We start from the raw sequence: 21138 nt of genomic DNA on the forward strand, positions 1-21138 counted from the left end.
ATTGAACCGCCGGTCGTCCGTCGGGCGTCAGCACGCCACAGTCTCGGTCGCTGTGCGGGACTCCACTCAGTCGCGTAGGTACGCGAGAACCTCGTCGGCCGGCGCGCCGAGACCGCCGCCCTGCGCGAACGTCGGCCCGCCGCCGCCACCGCCGCCGAACTCGTCTGTCACCTCGGCGACGACCTCCCCGGCGGCCGCGTCGCCGGCGCTGGCGACGACGACGAACGGCGCGTCCGATTCGCCGACGGCGACGAACACGTCTACGGCCGCTCCGTCGCGGGCCTCTTTGGCGGCCTCCCCGACCTCGTTCGCGTCGAAGCCCGAGACTGCACCGACGTTCCACGTCAGCCCGTCGCGTTCGACCGTCTCGAAGTCCGCGAGTCGGGAGCGCAGTACCTCGGACTTGAGGTCCGCGAGTTCGGACTCCAGTTCTTCGCGCGCGGCCGCGACTGCGGCGGCTGACTCTCCGAGGCCGTCGAGGTTCGTCCCGAGCGCTCGGGCGGCCTCGTAGGCGGACCCGCGGACCGCGGCGCGGCGGTCGACGGCCGACGGCCCGACCGCGAACTCGACGCGGGTGAGACCCTCGCCGGGGTTCGACCGGCCGAGCACCTCGACCGGCCCGATTTCGACGGTGTTCGAGACGTGCGTGCCGCCGCAGGCCGCCCAGTCCCAGCCGTCGATGGAGACGACTCGGACGGTTTCGGACTCGGAGAAGACGCCTTCCTCGGTCTTGACGTTGAACGCGATTTCCTCGCGGTCGCGGGCCTCCGCGACGGGAATCTCCTCCCACGACACCTCGCGGTTGTCCCACACCGCCCGGTTGACGAGGCGCTCCAGTTCGACGAGCGCGTCGTCGTCGACCTCGGTCGAGGTCTCGAAGTCGACGCGGACCTTCTCCGCGGAGATGTCGAAGCCGCCGTAGCCGAGGTCGTCGAAGGTGCGGCGACCCGCGCCGTAGAGAACGTGACTCGCGGTGTGCGCCCGCATGCAGTACGTCCGGAAGTCGTCGTCGACGACGCCCGTCACCTCGTCGCCAGCGGCGAAGTCGGGGTCGGCCGCGAGGTCGTGGACGACCGCGCCGTCGGCGTTCGTGCGGACGTGTTCGACGTCGACGCCGCCGAGAACGCCCCGGTCGGCGGGCTGGCCGCCGCCTTCTGGATAGAAGTACGTCTCGTCGAGGACGACCGACCGACCGTCGACGCGCGTCACCGTCGCGTCGAACGCCCGGACCGTCGGGGAGTCGGGTGCGAGTGAGTCGGACATGTGCGCGTCGAGACGCCCGACCGAGAAAAATCGTGCTACTCGTCGACGAGGGTCACGTCGAGGCGCTCTTCGAGGGCACGGATGGCCGACCCCCCGACGTTCGCCCGCGTGGCGCGGCCCTGCTCGATGGCGAGCAGTTGCTTCTCGTCGAGGTCGAGTTCGTCCGCGAGTTCAGCGAGTTGGAGCCCGGCGTCCTGCCGGGCGGACTCGACGACGCCGCCGTAGCCGGAGACGAGGTAGGGAAGCCGGTCTTTCTCGTAGTTCGTCCCTTTTTCCTCCCAGTGTTTGGAGTCGCCTTTCGCGCTGTCGTACAGCTTGGCGGTGCGCTGGGCGGCGCGCTTCTTGCGGTTCCCCGAAGAACCGTCGCGAGAGGCGTCGCTCGACCCGCTTTTTCGGTCCGCGTGGCGGTTCTCGCCGTGCGGCGCGCAGTCCGGACAGACCAACAGGTCCGCGCCGGCCACGTTCGCACGCCGGAGCTTCGCGGTGCTTCGGCCGCAGAGTTCGCAACTGTCGCCGTCGCCGCCGCCACCGCCCCGGTTCGTCGAGTACTTGGCCATGCCGCGTGTTACTCGTTCGACCCTTTTAAACTCGCGGCACGGGGATGCGGCCGAGACCGAGGTCGACGGTTGCACGGCCACTGGCCGGTGAACACCGAAAAAACCCGGAGAAGGATGCCTCTCGGGGTGTAGTTTCGTGGAAGGATTGTGCGTGGGTGATGTCCGTGTAGGGACGTCACCTGCATCTTGCGATGCGTGGGACCGGATTTGAACCGGCGGACCTCTACAGGACAGCGCCCTCAACGCTGCGCCGTTGGCCTGGCTTGGCTACCCACGCTCGCTGTGTCTTGCTGCACTCTCCGTTACCCCGCGGTAATTTAAATGACTTTCCTTTCGACTCGGCAATGTCGGGCGTTTGCAGGCGTCGTACCGCGGTCGGGCGACCGAACGATTTTGGCCTCGCGGCCCCGGAGTACGCCCATGGAGTTCCGAGCACGCGACCACGTCCGCGGACTGACCGCTCTCCTCTCGGTACTGTCGCTCGCGCTCGTCTTCGGCGCGGCGCTCGGCGCGATTCCCCGCGCCGCGATTCCGACCGCGCCGGCGGCCGCGCTGAACGCGATTCCGCACGTCAACGCGGTCATCAGCACCGTCGCCATCGTCACCATCCTCGCCGGCGTCCGGTTCGTCCGCCGCGGCGACATCGAGCGCCACCGGCGCATGATGCTCGCCTCGTTCCTCCTGTTTGCGACGTTCCTCGTCCTCTATCTCTACAAGGTCGTCGTTCAGGGGACCGCCGAGTTCCCCGGCCCCGACGCGGTCTATCAGTTCGTCTACCTCCCGACGCTGGCGATTCACATCCTTCTGGCTATCGTCTGCGTCCCCGTCGTCTACTACGTCCTGCTGTTGGCACTGACGCGACCGATAACCGAAGTCTTCGGAACCGAACACGCTCGGTTCGGCCGCGTCGCGGCCTCGCTGTGGCTCGTCTCGTTCGTCCTCGGAAACGTCGTCTACGTCCTCCTCTACGTCATCTACTGAGGAGGGACGGCGAGCGCCGTCGCTCGGGCGTTCCAAGGGAGTACCCGTCCGACGCCCGCGGCGGAGCGCGCGGCCCGAGGGCCGTTAGTTCGGACGGGCGGTAGTACGTGGTGCGACCGGCAGGTCACAGAGACGGGGCGTGCGAGCCCTCCCGCGGCGTCCGCCCCGTCGATTCGCACTCCGTACTCCGCTCGCAACCCGGTTCTCGGCGAGTCGGAGTACGGTCCGAACGACGGGCGCGAGAGAAAAGAAAGGCCGCGTTGACTATGCTATCGCGGCTCTCGGTGACTGTCTTCTGTGTCGAGAGGTCGGCGGGTCGGACGGGTCGGCAGGTCGGACGGGCGTCGGTGAGACTCAGTCGCTCAGCGGCGCTTCGGCGCCGACGACGGGGCGACTCACGTCGCGGTCGGTTTCCTCGCCGTCGATGTCGTAGGGGTACTCGCCGGTGACACAGCCGAGACAGAGGTCGCTTTGGGACTTTTCGAGCACTTCGGCCACGGAGTCGATAGAGAGGTAACCGAGGCTGTCGGCGTCGATGGTGTCGCGGACATCCTCGACTGACTTGTCCGAGGCGATGAGCTCCTCGCGGGTGGCCATGTTGATGCCCATGTAACAGGGCGCGACGATGGGCGGCGCGCCGATGCGCATGTGGACCTCGGTCGCGCCGGCGTCGTACAAGAGTTGCACGAGCTGATTCGAGGTCGTCCCGCGGACGATGCTGTCGTCGATGAGCGTGACGGACTTCCCCTCGACGGTGCTCTTGATGGGGTTGAGCTTCAGGCGCACGGCGCGCTCGCGCTCGTCTTGGGTCGGCATGATGAACGTCCGGCCGACGTAGCGGTTCTTCATCAGCCCCTCAGCGAACTCGACGGTCGCGTCGTCTTCCTGTGCGGCCTCGGCGTAGCCGGAGGCGAACGCGCGGCCCGAGTCGGGGACGGGCATGACCACGTCGGTGTCGACGCCGTTTTCGTCCCAGAGCTTCCGACCGAGTCCCCGGCGGGCCTCGTAGACGAGCGTGTCGTTCATCACGGAGTCCGGGCGGGCGAAGTAGATGTGCTCGAAAAAGCAGTGGGCCGTGTTGTCGCGTTCGACCAGTTGATACGAGTCGAAGCCGGAGCCGTCGGGTTCGAGGACGACGAGTTCGCCCGGCTTCACGTCGCGGACGAGTTCGCCGTCGAGCGTGTCGATGGCGGCCGACTCGGAGGCGAGCACGTACCCGTCGTCGACTTTCCCGATGCAGAGCGGCCGATTCCCCTCGGGGTCGCGCACGCCGAGGACCGTCTCGTCGTGCATGATGGTGAGCGCGTACGAGCCGTGGATGCGCTCCATCGTTCGCTTGACGGCGCGGACGAGGTCCTCTTCGAGGAGGTTGCGCGCGAGGTCGTGGGCGATGACCTCGGTGTCGCCCGTGGAGGTGAAGGCGTGGCCGAAGTTCTCCAGTTCGTCGCGGAGTTCGTCGGCGTTGACGAGGTTGCCGTTGTGCGCGAGACCGAGCGAGCCCGACTTGAACGAGACGGCGAACGGCTGGGCGCACGACTTCGACACGTCGCCCGCGGTTGGGTAGCGGACGTGGCCGATGCCGGCTTCGCCCTTCAGGCCGTCGAGGTCGTCGGCACCGAACGCGTCGCCGACGAGACCCATCTGGACGTGACTGTGCTGTTGGAACCCGTCGTGGGTGACGATGCCTGCGGACTCTTGGCCCCGGTGCTGGAGGGCGTACAGCGAGTAGTAGAGGGGCCGTGCGGCGTCTCGACCGCCGAGTGCGACGCCGACGACACCGCACTTCTCGGTCGGTCCGCCGATGTGGTGGTGGGAGTCGTCCCGCCCAGTTACCATGGAAGATGATAGAGAGTCGAGGGGGTAAAAAACCCGTCCTTATGCAGTAACGACGGGGTCCCCAACCGATAAATATCCACGTTAGTGCATATGTTTACGGATCGGGAGGGCGACTACGAGCCGGCGCGTAACCCGACGAGAACGGAAGCGACGCACCCGTGGCTGGTCTCGTCGGCCGCGGCGACAGCGTCGGCTCGGGGCGGTAGCTGTTGTCAGGAAAGTGGCGAGAACTGCACGCAGGTCGGGGGTGGGACGCCGTACTCGGTGCTAGCGAGTGTCACGGGGTCGAAGACGAACCGGGAGTCAGGAACGCGGGTTCGTTCTCGCCGCAGACGGCGAGAGAGAAGACAGAGACGGTCGGAGACCGTCGAGAGTCGTTAGTTGTCGCCGGACTTCGACTGCCAGGCGTAGCTCCGACGCTTCTTCGACTTACCGAAGCCGCAAGACGAGCAGACCTTCTTCTTCACGTGGTAGGACTTCTCGCCGCAGCGACGGCACTTGACGTGCGTCGTCTTGTTCTTCTTTCCTTGGCTGGGGGTTCCTGCACCCGTCATGCTTTGATGGTGACGACGTTATCGCCGCGTATAATGGTTGTGTCTTGGACTTGCTCGAGTTCGATATCCCCGGGCACGGTGTCTTCGTCCAGCGCTTCTTCGAGTACGACGTTCATGTGCTGGTCGTAACCAGCGAGGACGCCGAAGTACGCGTTTCCGTCCTTGAGGAGAACCGTCACCGGCTCGTCGAGTGACGCTTCGAGGACGTCGAGAGGTCGGCCGCTCATGCATCAAATCCGTCTCGTAGTTGTCTTAAATGTGCCGGACCGACAGTGCGGAGTCGCGTCGAATCCGACCGTCCGGGTCGAAATCGTCGCCGAACGGGGAGAATCCTCGTCTCACGTGAGACGTTCTCTCACGACCCCGGGCGTGCGGGCGCGATGAACCCACGTAGTTTTTAGTACCCCCGCGAGTAGAACTCAGTACCAGAAACCCGCGGGTAAGTGCGGGCGCGCCCAAATCGACCGGTTCGGGCCGTCTCGTACGCGGGGTCATTCGACCGACGAGCTGCAAGACGCCGGGGCCGGTGGCCCCCAGACACCCGTCTTTCCGTGAGCACCTTCGCCACATCGTGGCTTTCGATGCTCGGAATATCGAGACACACAAACCATGGAAATCGAAATCGCAACCATAGGCGGATACGAAGAAGTCGGCCGTCAGATGACGGCCGTCCGTGCCGGAGACGACGTCGTCGTCTTCGACATGGGTCTCAACCTGTCGCAGGTCCTCATCCACGACAACGTCGAGACCGAAAAGATGCACAGCCTCGACCTCATCGACATGGGCGCTATCCCGGACGACCGGGTCATGAGCGACCTCGAAGGAGACGTGCAGGCCATCGTCCCCACGCACGGCCACCTCGACCACATCGGGGCCATCTCCAAGCTCGCCCACCGCTACGACGCCCCCGTCGTCGCCACGCCCTTCACCATCGAACTGGTGAAACAGCAGATCGAAGGCGAGAACAAGTTCAACGTCAACAACGACCTCGTCAAGATGGAAGCCGGGTCGACGATGTCCATCGGCGACTCCGGACAGGTCGAACTCGAATTCGTCCACGTCACCCACTCCATCATCGACGCCATCAACCCGGTCATCCACACGCCCGAGGGCGCAATCGTCTACGGCCTCGACAAGCGCATGGACCACTCGCCGGTCCTCGAAGACCCCATCGACATGAAGCGCTTCCGCGAAATCGGCCGCGAGGGCAACGGCGTGCTCGCGTACATCGAAGACTGTACGAACGCCGGCCGGAAGGGCCGCACGCCCTCCGAGTCCGTCGCGCGCCGCCACCTCAAAGACGTGATGACCTCCGTCGAGGACTACGACGGCGGCATTGTCGCGACGACGTTCTCGTCGCACATCTCCCGGGTCTCCTCGCTCGTCGAGTTCGCCAAGGATATCGGCCGCCAGCCGGTCCTCCTCGGCCGCTCGATGGAGAAGTACTCCGGCACGGCCGAGCGCCTCGGCTTCGTCGACCTCCCCGACGACCTCGGGATGTACGGCCACCGCAAGTCCGTCGACCGCACCTTCAAGCGAATCATGAAGGAGGGCAAGGAGAACTACCTGCCCATCGTCACGGGCCACCAGGGCGAGCCGCGCGCGATGCTCACCCGCATGGGCCGCGGCGAGACGCCGTACGAGATTGACGACGGCGACAAGGTCATCTTCTCGGCGCGGGTCATCCCGGAGCCGACGAACGAGGGCCAGCGCTACCAGTCCGAACGCCTCCTGCGCATGCAGGGCGCGCGCATCTACGACGAGATTCACGTCTCGGGCCACCTCCGAGAGGAGGGCCACTACGAGATGCTCCAGGCGCTCCAGCCCCAGCACGTCATCCCGGCTCACCAGAACCTGAAAGGCTTCGCTCCGTACGTGGACCTCGCGGAGAGTCAGGGCTACGCCCTCGGTCGCGACCTCCACGTCACGCGGAACGGCAACATGATTCAGCTGGTGGAGTGATGACTCCCGACGCGACGGAAAAGCGGGTGCTCGAGGCGATTCGCGAGCGGCGCGAACTCGTCAACGACGCGCTCGACGAGGACGTACCGATGGCCGAGCCCGAACGGCTCTACGAGGCCTCACGGTACCTCCTGAAAGCCGGCGGCAAACGCCTCCGGCCGACCGTCTCCCTCCTGACCGCGGAGTCCCTCGCGGACGTCGAACCGATGTCGGAGGACTACCGGGCGTTCCCGACGCTCGAGGGCGACCCCATCGACGTGATGGTCGCCGCCGTGAGCATCGAGGTCATCCAGTCGTTCACGCTCATCCACGACGACATCATGGACGACGACGACCTCCGTCGCGGCGTCCCGGCGGTTCACAAGGAGTACGACAACTCGACCGCCATCCTCGCCGGCGACACGCTGTACGCCAAGGCGTTCGAACTCCTGACGAAGACGGGCGCGGACCCCGCCGACGGCCTCGAAGCCGTCCGCCGGCTCGCGACCACCTGCACGCAGATTTGCGAGGGGCAGGCGCTCGACATCGAGTTCGAGCGCCGCACCGAGGTGCTCCCCGACGAGTACCTCCAGATGGTCGAACTGAAGACGGCGGTGCTCTACGGGACCGCGGCCGCCGTTCCGGCGGTCGTCATGGGCGCCGACGACGAGGTCGTCGAGGCGCTCTACCAGTACGGCATCGCGTCCGGCAGCGCGTTCCAGATTCAAGACGACGTGCTCGACCTGACCGTGCCGTCCGACCAGCTCGGCAAACAGCGCGGCTCGGACCTCGTGGAGAACAAAGAGACCATCATCTCGCTTCACGCGCGCCAGCAGGGCATCGACGTGGACGACCTCGTCGACGCCGAGACGGCCGAGGAACTCACCGAAGACGCCGTCGAGGCCGCCGTCGCCGAACTGAACGAGGCGGGCAGCATCGACTACGCCCGCGAGATGGCCGAAGACCTCACCGAACAGGCCAAATCGCGGCTCGACGTCCTCCCGGACAACGAGGCCCGCGACCTGCTGTGCGACATCGCGGACTACCTCATCACCCGCGGCTACTGAGCGCGCGGCGCACCCCGAGCCCACAGCGAACCGCTGTCGTGCGGGCTTTTCTTTCGACCGTCCGCCACCGAGCCCCGCCGCAACTCATATCTGATCTGAAATGCTAACATGTACCGTACCCCTGCCCGCGCGAGGACCCTTCCCCGCAATCCGGGCCTGTTTTTAGGCGCGCCGCGGAAGCGAACGGTAATGGACGACGAGCTTCGAGAGCGCATCGAGCGAGAGGCCGAGAAGCACGCGCTTCTCAACGCGGTGAAACACGACAGCGACGCCGACGTGGGCGCGATTATGGGCCCGCTGATGGGCGAAAACCCCGACTTCCGACAGCACGGCGGCGAGATTCCGGGCCTCATCGGCCCCGTCGTCGCCGAAGTGAATCAGCTCTCGGCGGGCGAAAAGCGCGAGCGACTCGAAGAGCTCGCGCCCGAGGAACTCGCCGAGATGGAAGCCGAAGAAGAGGCGGACGACTCGCTGCTCCCCGACCTTCCGAACGTCGAGGCGTACGACGAGGTCCGCATGCGCGCCGCACCGAACCCCAACGGCCCGTGGCACCTCGGCCACGCCCGCATGCCCGCGGTCATCGGGACGTACAAGGAGATGTACGACGGCTCGTTTATCGTTCGGTTCGACGACACCGACCCGGAGACGAAGCGACCGGACCTGACGGCGTACGACGCCATCCTCGACGACATCGACTACCTCGGGTTCGAGCCCGACGACGTGATTCGCGCGTCCGACCGGGTAGAGACGTACTACGACCACGCCCGCGAACTCATCGAGATGGGCGGCGCGTACACCTGCTCGTGTTCGGGCGAGGAGTTCTCGAACCTGAAGAACGACGGAAAGCCCTGTCCGCACCGCGACAAGGACCCCGAGACGACCCGCGAGGAGTTCGAGGACATGGTCGCAGGCGAGTACAGTTCGGGCGAGATGGTTCTCCGCGTCAAGACCGACATCGAGCACAAGAACCCCGCGCTGCGCGACTGGGTCGCCTTCCGCATGATAGACACGCCGCACCCCCGCGAGGAGGCGGCCGACTACCGCGCGTGGCCGATGCTCGACTTCCAGTCCGGCGTCGACGACCACCTCACGGGCGTCACCCACATCATCCGCGGCATCGACCTCCAGGACTCCGCGAAGCGCCAGCAGTTCGTCTACGACTACTTCGGCTGGGACTACCCCGAGGTCGTCCACTGGGGCCACGTGCAGGTCGACGCCTACGACGTGAAGATGTCCACGTCGAGCATCAAGGAACGCATCGACGCGGGCGAGGTCGAGGGCTGGGACGACCCGCGCGTGCCGACCATCAAGAGCCTCCGCCGCCGCGGCATCCGCGGGCAGGCCATCGTGGACGCGATGGTCGGCCTCGGCACCTCCACCTCGAATGTCGACCTCTCGATGTCGACCGTCTACGCGAACAACCGCGACCTCGTCGACGACGACACGGACCGCTACTTCCTCGTTCGGGACGGGGAGGCGTTCGCCGTCGAGGGCGGCCCCGACAGCGCCCACCCGCCGCTCCACCCGAGTTTCGAGGAGCGCGGCACCCGCGACATCCCCGTCGGCGACAGCGTCCTCCTCGAATCGGGCGACGTGCCCGCCGAGGGCGAGCGCGTCTGGCTGAAGGGCTTCGGCGCGGTCCGCCGCGAGGGCGACTCGCTCGTCGCCACCGGCGACGCCCTCGACGTGGTCCGCGAGGGCGACGTAGACGTGATTCACTGGGCACCGACCGACGGCGTCCCGGTCCGCATGCGCACCATGGACGGCGACGTGACGGGCGTCGCTGAACCCGATTTCGGTGACGTGCCCGAGGACGCACTCGTCCAGTTCGAGCGCGTCGGCTTCGTCCGCGTGGACGACCGCGGCGACGACGAGACGGTCGTCTACTTCGCGCACAAGTAGGTCGAGCGACGGACAGTCGCTTTCGACACGAACACTCGTTTTACCCACCCCCGCCTAAGGAGCCGTATGACCCTCCTCGACCTCACCCGCCGCGTCGAAACAGGGATGCCGACGTACCCCGGCGACCCGCCGGTCGCAGTCGAGTCGCACGCCGACTTCGAGACCGACGGCTATCGCGTCTCGCGGCTCGAACTCGGAACCCACGCGGGCACGCACGTTGATGCCCCCGCGCACACCGAGCCGGACGGCGCGACGCTCGACGACTTCCCGGCCGACGACCTCCGGTTCACCGCTCGCGCAATCGACTGTCGAGACGCGGGACCCCGCGGTCGAATCGGCCCGGACGCGATTCCCGAACGCCTCGAACCGCGCGTGGATTTTCTCGTGTTCCGAACCGGCTGGGAAGACGAGTGGGGGACCGAACGCATGGCCGACCACCCGGCGCTCGCGCCCGAGACGGCGCGCGCCTGCGCGGACCGCGGGCTCTCGGTCGGTATCGACGCGCTCAGCCCGGACCCGACCGGCGGCGACGGCGTGCCCGCCCACCACGCGATTCTCGGGGCGGGACTCCTCGTCGTCGAGAACCTCTGCGGGTTGGACGCGCTCCCGACCGACCGGACGTTCGACCTGTACGTCATGCCGCTTCGGGTGGACGCCGACGGCGCGCCCGCGCGGGTCGTCGCCGACGCGGAGACGGGGCTGATTCGGCGGCGAGACGAGCGGTGAGTCGGCGGGAACGCGAAAACCGGCCTGCGCTCAGAGCACCACGGTCAGGACGAACCCGACGAGCATCGAGAACGTCAACAGCGCCTGCACCGCCGCGGTGGCGAGGACGCCGACGGTGGCGACGAGGGCGCGCCGACCGCTCTCTTCCGCGTCCTGATGGTCGACGTATTCGAGGGCGAAGACGGTGCCAGCGACGCCGACGAAGATGCCGAGCGGGCCGATGAGGAACATGAGCAGGAAGCCGACGACGCCGGCGACAATCGAGGTTCGGGTCGACGCGCCGCCGAACCGCGCGGCGACCATCCCGCCGGCGTAGTCGGTGACGAGCGCGACGAGGCCGACGAGAGTGAGCCCGACGAACGCGATGGGACCGGGCTCCGAGAAGCCGGTCGACACCCAGTAGACGACCACGCCGACTACGGACAGGAGCGCACCGGGAAGCAGCGGGAGTACGCTCCCGACGACGCCGAGGACCAAGAGGGCGAGCGCGACCCAGAGGAACACGTCCATACCGGGGTGGTTCGGGCCGGGGGCTATTCACCCCACCGAGTGGGCGCGTGGCGGCCCCGACGCGGCCGCGGCGGGGGTCGAGGTACCGACTCATGCGACGAGTCGCCCGCTTTCTGCCCGTTCGGGGGATAGTTTATTGCCTCTACCGGAATATGTCACTAAGAGTCATGGCTATCGACCCGCAGTTCGAGGCAAACAGGGAGAAGGTCGGCGAGGAAAACGGCGTGGCCGTCTGGGGACCGGTCGACCCGCCGGAGAAACACGGCATCCACGGCACGCACGTCGCGGTGGACTTCGACATCTGTCTCGCCGACGGGGCGTGTCTGGAGGACTGCCCCGTGGACGTGTTCACGTGGGTCGACACGCCGGGGCACCCGGAGTCCGACATCAAGGCCGAACCGACCCACGAAGACCAGTGCATCGACTGCATGCTCTGTGTCGACGTCTGCCCGGTCGACGCCATCGACGTCGACCCCGGGCGAGCGGGACGCATCTGAGGGAAGAAACCCCGATTTTTTGCGGGTAGCCCCGCCGAGAACGACGCCGCTGAGCGGCGCAGACGTTCCAATCACCTAGTACAAAAGATTATTATGAATATGAGCTAGCATTAACTGGAGAGTGTTCTCAATGCACATGGTGGTACTTACCAAAGGCGTGCCCGACTTCCGGGAGGGCCAGGTATCGTTCGACGAGGACGGGCATCTCGAACGGGGGAAGACGCCCACAGTGATGAATCCGAACGACCGCTTCGCGCTGGAGGCGGCGCTCCAGACGCGGGTTCGACACGGCGGGCGAGTGAGCGTGATGAGCATGGGGCCGCCGGGGTACAAGGAGGTGTTACAGGAGGCGATGGAGACGGTGTACGCCGACGACCTCCACCTCGTCTCGGACCGCGAGATGGCGGCCGCCGACACGTGGGCGACGGCCATCACGCTCAGCGCGGGCATCGAGACGCTCGGCGAACCGGACGTGGTGTTCGCCGGGTTCAAGACCGCGGACGGGGAGACGGGCCACACCGGCCCGCAGACGAACTGGTGTCTCGACATGCCGCTCGTCACGCACGTCATCTCCCTCGACATCGACGAGGAGGCGGGGACCCTGCGCGCCAAGCGACTGGTCGAAGGCGACATCGAAGAGATAGAGACCGTGGAGACGGAGCTTCCGGCGTTCGTCGTCGCGGACCCCGAGTTCGAGCCGTCGTATCGAACGGCGGGCGAGCGCCTGACGCTGAAGGACCTCCGCGAGGAGACCCGAGCGCGCGCCGAGAACTACGAGGCGCACCTGACGGTGCGGGACCACGCCGACATCAACGTCGACCCGGACTACATCGGTCTCGACGGCTCGCCGACCATCGTCTCGTCGGTCGACCCGATTCCGAAGGCCCCGGCGGAGCGGGAGGCGACGATGGTCGATCCCGACGACGCGGGAGCCATGCAGGACGTGCTGACCGCGATGCAGTCGGCGGTGGGCGACGGCGACGGGGACGCCGCGGCCGCGGGGGGTGACTGAGCGTGACCGACTTCGACCCCGGCGACTACGAGATTTCGGAGCTCGGTCCGGCTATCAAAGACATCGACGACCTCGGCGAGTTAGAGGAGATTCTGCAGGCCGAACACCGCGGGCAGAACCGCGCGCCGGCCGTTGCGCTCATCGAGAGCCGCATCGAGAAGTTCTCCGAGGACGAGGAGCCGGCCGACGCCGACGGGCTGGACCTCGCGTCGATGAGCACCGCGGAGGTCGGAAACGCCCTCCAGAGCGTCGAGGAGGTCTCGGAGCTCGAATCGCTCCTCGAACACGAGGAGGCGGGCGAGAACCGCGACCCGGTGAAGCGACTCATCAGAAACCGCATCGACTCCGTGAAGGGAAGCGACGAGGAGGACACGGAAGTCGAGGTGGACGACCGGACACCCGAGGAGCGCCACCCGGACCTCGACCACCCGACCCGCGACAAGCGTCACGTCCGGTCGCTCCACGGGGGAACCTACCGCGACATGTGGGTCTACTGCGAGACGCAGGCGGGCGAACTCGTAGACGTGTCCAAGGAGATGCTCGGGAAGGCCCGCGAACTGATGGACACCTACAACGACGACTACACGACCGACGAGCGGGTCGTCGCGGTCCTCATCGGCGCCGACGTGTCGAACCACGTCGAGGACGTCATCGCCTACGGCGCGGACGTGGTCGTCGTCCGCGAGGACGCCAGACTCGAACGCTTCCAGCACAAGCCGTACACCGAGATATTCTGCGACATGGCCCGCGCGGGAGCCACCCACCAGAACTTCGAGGTCACGGACGGCCGCGACGAACCGTGGCGCGACTACGACAAGCCGCGGTACGTGCTGTTCCCGGCGACGAACAACGGCCGGGACCTCTCGGCGCTCGTGCAGGCCGAACTCGACTCCGGCCTCGCCAGCGACTGCTCGGGGCTCTACATCACAGAGGAGGTCATCTCGAACCCGGTCAAGACCGGCGTCGCCGGAGAGAAAAAGGAGTTCCAGCGCGTCCTGCACATGAAGCGCCCGGACTTCTCCGGCTTCGAGTACTCGACCATCCTCTGTATCGACAACCCGACGCGGGAGTTCCACCCGCAGGGCGCGTCGGTCATCCCGGGGAGCTTCGACCTGCCCGAACCCGACGCCGAGCGCGAGGGCCTCGTCGTCGAACACGACGCCCCGCTCGACGACGACTGGTTCCGCGTCACCGTCACCGACTACGACCGACTGGACGAGGGTATCGACCTGACCGGCCACGAGGTCATCGTCGCGGTCGGCCGCGGCATCGGCGACGACCCGACGAAGGGCATCGAACTCGCCTTGGACCTCGTCGACCAGTTCGAGGACGCCGAGGTGGGCGTCACCCGCGGCATCGTCACGGGGTCGTTCAACTTCGACGGCCACGTCGAGCAGTACACCCACGAGGACAGACAGATAGGCGAGACGGGGCAGGTCGTCGCGCCGAAACTCTACATCGCGGCGGGTATCTCCGGCGCGGTTCAGCACAAGGTTGGCATGGACGAGTCGGACACCATCGTCGCCGTCAACACCGACCCCGACGCCCGCATCCGCGACTTCTCGGACTACTTCATCGAGGGCGACCTGTTCGAGGTGTTGCCGAGGCTGACGACGGCGCTCAAGGAGGGCCGGTTCGAGGCGGCGGTGGCGAGCGACGGGGGGCGCGCGGCATCGACGCCGCCGGCCGGAACGCCCGACGATGGCGCTGGCGCTGGCGCGGCCGCGGACGACCGGGGTGAGTCGCGATGAGCGACTACGAACACTACGAGGCGCTCGTCGTCGGGGCGGGTCCCGGCGGCGCGGCGGCGGCCGCGACGTTCGCCAACTACGGCATCGAGACGCTCGTCCTCGAACGCGGCGTCGAGGCCGGGTCGAAGAACGTCTCGGGCGGGCTCATCTACGCCGAGGAGTCCGCGCCGTACACCATCGACGACCTCTTTCCGGGGTTCCGCGAGGCGGCCGCCGAGCGGCCCATCACGAAGTACCGCATCCACAACATCGCCGGCGACAAGGTGGAGTCGTTCGACCTCACGGACCTCCACGAACACGACACCGAGTGGTCCGACTCGGTCCTCCGGCGGAAGATGGACTCGTGGCTCGAAGCCCGTGTCCACGAGCGGACCCGCGAGACCGGCGGCGGCCTCCTGACGGGCGTCCACGTCAACGGCCTGCTCCGCGAGGAGGGCCGCATCGTCGGCGTCACGCTGGACGAACTCGACCCGATAACCGCCGATATCATCGTCGCGGCCGACGGGGTGAACTCCGAACTCGCCCGCGACGCGGGCCTGATGGACTGGGACGAGCCAGACGAGTGGTTCCAAGGCGTCAAGGCCGTCGTCGACATGCCGGAAGCCGCCATCGCCGACCGGTTCGACGTGGCCGAAGACGAGGGCGCGGCGCACCTGTTCTCGGGCGACCTGTTCGAGGGCGTCCGCGGCGGCGGCTTCCTCTACACGAACCGCGACACGCTGTCGCTCGGGACGGTGTTCCACCTCGACAGCCTCGTCGCGGAACGGGCCGAACCGCACGAGCTACTGGACGGGCTCTTGACCCATCCGTTGCTCGCGCAGTGGCTCGGTGACGACTACACCGAACTGGAGTACAGCGCGAAGCTCGTGCCCGACTCCAAGAAGGTCGCCCTGCGCGAACCGCACTTCGGCCGCCTGCTCCTCGTCGGCGACGCCGCCGGCCAGATGCAGGCGCAGGGGCCCATCATCAAGGGCATGAACCACGCCGTCACCGCCGGGGCGCTCGCGGCGGAGTCGTACGCGCAGGCCAAGTCGCGCAACGAACCGGAGAAGGCGGGGACGCGATACGCCCGCAAACTCCGGAGCGAGGGCGTGATGAAGAAGCTCCGGCCCCGCGGCTACGAACTGCTCCGCGGCGTCGCCGAGGACGACGGCGTGACCGACGTGGTCGACACCGTGCTCACCTCGGCGGTCGGACGCGCCGGCATCAGGGCGCTCTCGGGGCGGCTCGAACGCCTCTACAACGTCCCGACGCTGTCGGCTTTGATGCCGGACACGCGGACGCCCTACGTCACGCTCCCGACGGTCATCGCCGAGGAGTTGGGGACGCGGGTGCGCGAGACGAGTTCGGTGACGCCGCCGGACCTCGAAGCCCGCATCGGCGGGCTGACCTACGACACCGACATCGGCAACCCGCACATCACGCTTCGCGACGAGTCCTACGAGGCGAGCGGGGCCGCGGTGGCGGCCTGTCCGGTCTCGGCGGTCGATTTCGGCGGCGGCTGTTACCGCGAGGAGGTCGTCCGCACCAACGGCTCCGAGGAGCGCGTCGTCAGCCTCGACACCCAACCCTGCGTCGAGTGCGGCACCTGCGCCGTCGTCGCCGACACCGACTGGAGCCACCCGCGCGGCGACAAGGGCGTCGAGTTCAAGTGGGGATGACCGAGGTGAGCCCATGAGTCGCGACGTGACCCAATCGGAGTCCCGCCCCGTCGCTGACGGCCGCGGGGCCGCGGAGCGCCACCCCGAAGACGTTCGGTTCGGGGAGCGCGCCAGAGCCCTCGCCGCCGAGGCCCGAGAGGCCCGGGAGTCGTTCGAGCCGCCGCCGTCGTCGGCCGCGGACCGGCGCGCGCTCGAATGTGCCCGCGACGGCGTCGGCCCGGCGGTGTCGCTCTACGTCAGCGCGCGGACGGGCGACCGGCAGGTCTCGTTTACCGGCGAGGAGTTCGAACTGCTCCACCGGGCGATGAACGACTGGCTGGCCATGTACGCGCGATGCTACGGCGTCGACCTCGACGCGGACTTCACGGTCCGCGAGGCCGCCGAAGTCCTGCTCCGGACCCACGACGTGGTCGACACCGCCCAACTGCTGACCTGCGTCCCCGCGCGGCGCTGAGGGCGGCCCGCGCCCCGCGGTCCTCGTTTCACCCGTCGGCGAAGCCGACTGTCGGCGGGTCAAACACGAACAACAATTATAAATCATGAGTGTGATTGTGTACCATGGAAGTAACTGACAGTCTCAACTTCGGACACAAAGACCGCAAAGACATCTACGAGTACATCGAGCGTCACGGGACCGTCCGCGAGGACGAGGTACGGCGGGCGCTCAACTTCGAGCCGGCGGCGCTGGGGGCGCACCTGACCGTCCTGCGACGCGACGGCTACATCCGAAAGGTGGGCAACCACGTCGAGGTGGCCTACGCGCCCGGCGAGGCGGAGACGGTCGAACTCGGTGACCTCGACGTGACGATTCGGATGGCCCAGAACGTCGACTTAGAGAGCCTCGTCAACGCCATTCACGAGGTCGCGGACGAGGGCCGGTACATCGAGGCCGAGACGGTCGCGGACCTGCTCGACCACGAGGAAGTCGTCCTCCGACACAACGAGGTCAGTTCCCGGATGGTGTTCGTCGCCACGGTCGGCGACGAACTCGCCGGCTGGGTCCACCTCGACCTGCCCGAGGCGGAGAAACTGAGCCACACCGCCGTCCTGACCGTCGGTACGCGCCCGGAGTTCCGCGGCCACGGCATCGGGAGCAAACTCCTCGACCGCGGCGTCGACTGGGCGCGCGAGCGCGGCTTCGAGAAGCTCTACAACAGCGTCCCGGCGACCAACGAGGAGGCAATCGCGTTCCTCGAAGGCCACGGCTGGGAGACCGAAGCCGTCCGCGACGGCCACTACAAGATAGACGGCGACTACGTCGACGAAGTGATGATGGCCGTCTCGCTCCGGTGAGCGCGGATTCGCTCCGTCTCCGACCCTGATTTTCTGCGCGTCGTCGCGCTCGCCAGCGACGCGTCGGCTTCGCGGGTCCCGCCCACGACCGGTCGCGCGACCACCCGACCGGCTTACGACCAGTCGTCTTCGGCCCCGTCGAGGGGTTCAGCGACGACGCCGTCCTGCTGAACGAGCGCTCTCGCGTGAGCCGTACAGACGTTCCTGTCGGCGTCCCACGGCACGTAGAGCCTGACCGCCGCGACGTTCTCGCAGTCGGGTTCGCTGCACTCGGCCATACGGAGAGCGTCGGCTCCGACGACCATCGGTGTGTCGGCGGGCGAGCGACTGAGACGCGGCCGCTCCCCGGGCGGGTCTCACCGGAATCGCTCGCGTTCCTCGCGTGCCGCGTCGGTGCCGTACTCGTCCACGAGCGGTTCGTAGGCGTCGCCGAGCGCGCGCATCGCGCCCGCGGTCGAGTGGAAGTCGAGTTCGTCCGCGACGGCGTCCCACGGATGCGTCTGGAGGACCTTGCGGACCACCAGTCGCTCCTCTCGGGGGGTGAGCGACGCGCGTTCGGGGTTCGTGAGGTGCGCGAGTCCGAGACGGCGGAACGCGCCGGGCGCGGTCGTGTAGAGCCCCGGGCCGTAGGACGCGCCCACGACGACGCGCCACTCGTACTCGGAGAGGTCGGGCGAGAGGGAGCTATCGACGGCGGCGAGGGCGGCCCGCGCCACGTCGGCGTCGAGGTCCGAGAGGGCGTCTCCGAGCACGTCGCCGACGCGGCCGAGGAACCAGTTCGCGTGGCGGTCGCGGAGGTCGCGGCCGGCGGACGACAGCGGGCGCATCATGAGCGCCGAGTACTCGCCGCTGGTGTCGTTTCTGGTGGTCGAGAGGTGGACCGTGCCGTAGCCGTTGTCGCACCAAAACGAGAGGAGCTCGGGGGTCGCGCCGAAGCCGACGCCGAGGTAGTCCGCGTCGTCCGCGAACTCGTCGCGTAGCTCCGTGAGGAGCCGCGAGCCGAGGCCGGACGACCGGACCGCGTGGTGGGTGGCGATGCGCATCACGCGGTAGCCGACGGGGACGCCCGCGCCCTCGTCGCGGAGTTGGCTCGTGAACACGTCGGGGAGCATGTTCCCGCGGATGCGGCCGCCGTCGTACATCTGCCGGCGGGTGTCGGCGTCGAGGCCGCCCTCGCGGGCGAGGAGCGCGACCGAGACGACCCGGCCCTCGTGGGTGAGCGCCCGGAGCGTCAGGTTCGGGGCGTCGAGGAGGCGGGCGAGGTCGTCCGGTTCGGTCCGGTAGTGGGCGAGGACGAGCAGGCCGAACGCCTCGCGGAGCAGGTGTTCGTCAGCCAGTAGGTCGTCGGGCGAAAGCGCCCGGTAGGAGACGGTCTCAGGCGTCGCGTCCGTGACGAGCTGGTCGACCGGCGGGCGGGCGTCGAGGAGGAGCGCGCGGAACGTCCACGACTCGACGGGGTCGCCGGCGGCGTAGCGAATCGGGTCGTCGAGGCGCGCGTCGGTCACCTCGCGGTCCGCGTCGTCGAGACGGTCGCGGAAGCGGACGGCGAAGCCGCGGCCCGCGCCCTCGTAGCCGCGGACGGTCGTACAGAAGGCGACCGCGGGCGCGGCGAGGAACGATTCGAGGAGCCCGACGGGGAGGGCCGCGGCCTCGTCCACGACGAGCGCGTCGGCGTCGGCCGCCGCGTCGCCGGCTTCTGTCGGCGGGACGTAACGGACCCGCCCGCCGCGGTCGGCCGCGATGTCGAAGTCGTCCGCGCCGCCGCCGCGGAGCGCGCCGAGTTCGGAAAGAAGTCGCTCGGCGCGGGCGAACACCTCGGCGGCGTTCCGCTCGCCGGGCGCGGTCACGACCACGTCTTTGCCCTCGGCGGCGAGGCTCCCCGCGGCGAGGCCCGCCGCGCTCGACTTCCCGCGGCCGCGGTCGGCCTCAACGACGACGGCGGTCCCCGGTTCCGTCAGGGCTTCGAGCGCGGCGAGCGCCTCGGACTGGTCGGCGGTGAGGCAGTCCTCGTAGGCGCGCCGCGGGAATCGGCGGTCTTTCTCCGTCGGCACCCGCGGCGGGGCGGCGTCGAAGCTGATTCCCTGTCGGTACGCGCCGTCGCGTTCGACGGTCCCCGAATCGAGGTCGACGAGCGCGACGCCGGGGTGGTCCCGGAGCGTCGAGACGAGTCGGCCGCGGAAGCGACCGGTCACGTCCGCGACGGAAAAGGGCGGGACGGCCAGTCGCTCGTCGAACGAGTCGCGGCGAGTCGGCCAGTCGTCGAGCGAGGGGGTGAGCAAAACGAGCAGGCCGCCGCCGTCGACCGCGCCGGCGACGCGGCCGAGCGCGTTCGCCGAGAACTCCTCGTGGGCGTCGAGGACGACGAGCGTCCGGGTCGTCCCGAGGAGCGACGAGGCGCGCTTCGGCTCAACGCGGTGGAAGCGAAACCCCTCGCGGGCGGTGGCGAACGTCACCTCGTCGTCGGGCACGTCGGCCCCGCGGACCGCGTCGAAGGCGGCGTCGATGCCGGCGTCGCGGTCGCCGGCGAGGACGAGGAGGCGTCGCTGGTTCGTCGCCAGCGCCTCCTCGCGGCGGGCGGCGGCGAGCGCCTCGACATCGGGGTCGTCGCCGAGTTCGGTCATGGGATGGATACGTCGGCGCGGCTATTCACCTCCTTCGGTCGGCTGCGAGCGACCTCGTCCGTCGGTCGGTGAAGCGGCGGTTCCAGTCGGGCGTCACGCCCAGCACATGATGGGTCGAGTGACCAACCGACACGGATATTTCGACAGTCCCGTCGACGAGAAATCGGGCGATTCGCGGGTCGTGCGGACGCGTCGCACGGCGCTACGATTTTGAAAGCGCTTTTATGGGGGCCGGAGCAAAGGATGGTTACAGCCTGTCCGGGGTTGATGAACCTCCTCGCCGTAGGGATATCGTTGACCGGTCGCGACCGACCGACCGGTGTGATACCGGCGAGGGAGTCGAGCCCGCGAGCAGGATATAGGTGAACAACAATGGCTGTCTACGTAGACTTCGACGTACCGGCCGACCTCGCTGACAGCGCCGTCGAGGCGCTCGAGGTCGCCCGAGATACTGGTATCGTGAAGAAAGGAACCAACGAAACGACCAAGTCCATCGAGCGGGGCAACGCCCAGCTCGTCCTCATCGCGGAAGACGTTTCCCCCGAGGAAATCGTCATGCACCTGCCCGAACTCGCCGACGAGAAGGGCATTCCGTTCATCTTCGTCGAGACGCAGGACGACATCGGCCACGCCGCCGGCCTCGAAGTCGGCAGTGCCGCGGCCGCCATCGTCGACGCCGGCGACGCGTCCGACGATGTCGAGGACATCGCGACTAAGGTCGAGGACCTTCGATAACCGACCATGAGCGCGGACGAACAAGCCAGCGACTCGACGCCTGCCGAAGTCATCGAAGTCGTTGGAAAGACTGGGATGCACGGCGAGGCCATGCAGGTCAAGTGCCGCATCCGCGAAGGCTCCAACCAGGGCCGTATCATCACGCGAAACGTGCTGGGTCCCGTCCGCGAGGGCGACATCCTCCAGCTCCGCGAGACTCAGCGTGACGCCGACTCCATCGGAGGGCAGTAA

At 67.9% G+C, this 21138-nt stretch carries 21 protein-coding genes and 1 tRNA gene; 13 read left to right on the plus strand and 9 right to left on the minus strand.

Features of this window, described 5'->3' with window-relative positions; translation table 11 throughout:
- Nucleotides 1–66 precede the first annotated feature (66 nt).
- The 3 genes from E4P24_RS13770 to E4P24_RS13780 form a co-directional block, all read right to left on the minus strand.
- Nucleotides 67–1263, minus strand: a complete 1197-nt coding sequence (locus tag E4P24_RS13770; protein ID WP_188148599.1) for a DHHA1 domain-containing protein — start codon at nucleotides 1261–1263, stop codon at nucleotides 67–69.
- A gap of 35 nt (nucleotides 1264–1298) precedes the next feature.
- Complete coding sequence (locus E4P24_RS13775) at nucleotides 1299–1820, minus strand: multiprotein-bridging factor 1 family protein (protein WP_004042922.1); 522 nt, start codon at nucleotides 1818–1820, stop codon at nucleotides 1299–1301.
- A gap of 192 nt (nucleotides 1821–2012) precedes the next feature.
- Nucleotides 2013–2097 (minus strand) — tRNA-Leu (locus E4P24_RS13780).
- Between the two features lie 143 nt (nucleotides 2098–2240).
- Between E4P24_RS13780 and E4P24_RS13785 the strand changes: the two genes are divergently transcribed.
- A complete protein-coding gene (locus E4P24_RS13785; RefSeq protein ID WP_004042923.1) occupies nucleotides 2241–2801 on the plus strand; it encodes a DUF420 domain-containing protein in 561 nt (186 codons plus the stop codon).
- 354 nt (nucleotides 2802–3155) lie between these two features.
- Here the strand turns inward: E4P24_RS13785 and purF are convergent, their stop codons facing one another.
- The 3 genes from purF to E4P24_RS13800 form a co-directional block, all read right to left on the minus strand.
- Nucleotides 3156–4637 (minus strand): amidophosphoribosyltransferase, encoded by a 1482-nt coding sequence (gene purF / locus E4P24_RS13790; protein ID WP_115861747.1) that lies wholly within the window; start codon nucleotides 4635–4637, stop codon nucleotides 3156–3158.
- Between the two features lie 377 nt (nucleotides 4638–5014).
- Nucleotides 5015–5191 (minus strand): 50S ribosomal protein L37e, encoded by a 177-nt coding sequence (locus E4P24_RS13795; RefSeq protein WP_004042936.1) that lies wholly within the window; start codon nucleotides 5189–5191, stop codon nucleotides 5015–5017.
- Nucleotides 5188–5418 carry an LSM domain-containing protein gene (locus E4P24_RS13800; protein ID WP_004042938.1) on the minus strand — a complete coding sequence of 77 codons (231 nt, stop codon included), beginning with the start codon at nucleotides 5416–5418 and terminating at the stop codon, nucleotides 5188–5190. The genes E4P24_RS13795 and E4P24_RS13800 overlap by 4 nt, the downstream gene beginning before the upstream one ends.
- A gap of 382 nt (nucleotides 5419–5800) precedes the next feature.
- On the opposite strand from E4P24_RS13800, the gene E4P24_RS13805 reads away from it, so the two are divergent.
- The 4 genes from E4P24_RS13805 (at nucleotide 5801) to E4P24_RS13820 (ending at nucleotide 10827) form a co-directional block, all read left to right on the plus strand.
- On the plus strand, nucleotides 5801–7153 hold the full coding sequence (locus tag E4P24_RS13805) for a ribonuclease J (protein WP_004061394.1): 1353 nt from the start codon (nucleotides 5801–5803) through the stop codon (nucleotides 7151–7153).
- The gene (idsA3, locus tag E4P24_RS13810) at nucleotides 7153–8199 is read left to right on the plus strand and encodes a geranylfarnesyl diphosphate synthase (protein WP_188148600.1); all 1047 of its coding nucleotides are present in this window, start codon (nucleotides 7153–7155) and stop codon (nucleotides 8197–8199) included. The genes E4P24_RS13805 and idsA3 overlap by 1 nt, the downstream gene beginning before the upstream one ends.
- Nucleotides 8200–8388: 189 nt before the next feature.
- Nucleotides 8389–10101: a glutamate--tRNA ligase gene (locus E4P24_RS13815; protein ID WP_188148601.1), complete on the plus strand. Its 1713-nt coding sequence runs from the start codon at nucleotides 8389–8391 to the stop codon at nucleotides 10099–10101.
- 66 nt (nucleotides 10102–10167) lie between these two features.
- Nucleotides 10168–10827, plus strand: a complete 660-nt coding sequence (locus E4P24_RS13820) for a cyclase family protein (protein ID WP_008605483.1) — start codon at nucleotides 10168–10170, stop codon at nucleotides 10825–10827.
- 30 nt (nucleotides 10828–10857) lie between these two features.
- On the opposite strand, the gene E4P24_RS13825 is transcribed toward E4P24_RS13820, so the two are convergent.
- A complete protein-coding gene (locus E4P24_RS13825) occupies nucleotides 10858–11337 on the minus strand; it encodes a DUF456 domain-containing protein (protein WP_004042946.1) in 480 nt (159 codons plus the stop codon).
- 167 nt (nucleotides 11338–11504) lie between these two features.
- Between E4P24_RS13825 and E4P24_RS13830 the strand changes: the two genes are divergently transcribed.
- The 6 genes from E4P24_RS13830 to E4P24_RS13855 all read left to right on the plus strand — a co-directional run bounded on the left by E4P24_RS13830 (nucleotide 11505) and on the right by E4P24_RS13855 (nucleotide 17551).
- On the plus strand, nucleotides 11505–11834 hold the full coding sequence (locus E4P24_RS13830; RefSeq protein ID WP_004042948.1) for a ferredoxin family protein: 330 nt from the start codon (nucleotides 11505–11507) through the stop codon (nucleotides 11832–11834).
- Nucleotides 11835–11964: 130 nt separating this feature from the next.
- On the plus strand, nucleotides 11965–12846 hold the full coding sequence (locus tag E4P24_RS13835) for an electron transfer flavoprotein subunit beta/FixA family protein (protein WP_188148602.1): 882 nt from the start codon (nucleotides 11965–11967) through the stop codon (nucleotides 12844–12846).
- Nucleotides 12847–12848: 2 nt separating this feature from the next.
- Nucleotides 12849–14597, plus strand: coding sequence for an electron transfer flavoprotein subunit alpha/FixB family protein (locus E4P24_RS13840; RefSeq protein WP_188148603.1), 1749 nt, complete (start codon nucleotides 12849–12851; stop codon nucleotides 14595–14597).
- Entirely contained in the window at nucleotides 14594–16258 is a 1665-nt protein-coding gene (locus tag E4P24_RS13845; protein WP_008610359.1) for an FAD-dependent monooxygenase, read from the plus strand. The genes E4P24_RS13840 and E4P24_RS13845 overlap by 4 nt, the downstream gene beginning before the upstream one ends.
- 13 nt (nucleotides 16259–16271) lie before the next feature.
- Complete coding sequence (locus tag E4P24_RS13850; RefSeq protein ID WP_115861741.1) at nucleotides 16272–16712, plus strand: hypothetical protein; 441 nt, start codon at nucleotides 16272–16274, stop codon at nucleotides 16710–16712.
- 104 nt (nucleotides 16713–16816) lie between these two features.
- Complete coding sequence (locus E4P24_RS13855; RefSeq protein WP_008611747.1) at nucleotides 16817–17551, plus strand: GNAT family N-acetyltransferase; 735 nt, start codon at nucleotides 16817–16819, stop codon at nucleotides 17549–17551.
- Between the two features lie 113 nt (nucleotides 17552–17664).
- Here the strand turns inward: E4P24_RS13855 and E4P24_RS13860 are convergent, their stop codons facing one another.
- A complete protein-coding gene (locus E4P24_RS13860) occupies nucleotides 17665–17829 on the minus strand; it encodes a hypothetical protein (protein WP_172795821.1) in 165 nt (54 codons plus the stop codon).
- 78 nt (nucleotides 17830–17907) lie between these two features.
- Nucleotides 17908–20172 (minus strand): tRNA(Met) cytidine acetyltransferase TmcA, encoded by a 2265-nt coding sequence (gene tmcA, locus E4P24_RS13865; protein WP_188148604.1) that lies wholly within the window; start codon nucleotides 20170–20172, stop codon nucleotides 17908–17910.
- 372 nt (nucleotides 20173–20544) lie between these two features.
- Between tmcA and rpl7ae the strand changes: the two genes are divergently transcribed.
- Nucleotides 20545–20907, plus strand: a complete 363-nt coding sequence (rpl7ae, locus tag E4P24_RS13870) for a 50S ribosomal protein L7Ae (protein ID WP_004042964.1) — start codon at nucleotides 20545–20547, stop codon at nucleotides 20905–20907.
- 6 nt (nucleotides 20908–20913) lie between these two features.
- Nucleotides 20914–21138, plus strand: a complete 225-nt coding sequence (locus E4P24_RS13875; protein WP_004042966.1) for a 30S ribosomal protein S28e — start codon at nucleotides 20914–20916, stop codon at nucleotides 21136–21138.

It is taken from the genome of Haloferax sp. AS1, from assembly GCF_014530665.1.
Classification (GTDB): Archaea; Halobacteriota; Halobacteria; order Halobacteriales; family Haloferacaceae; genus Haloferax; species Haloferax volcanii.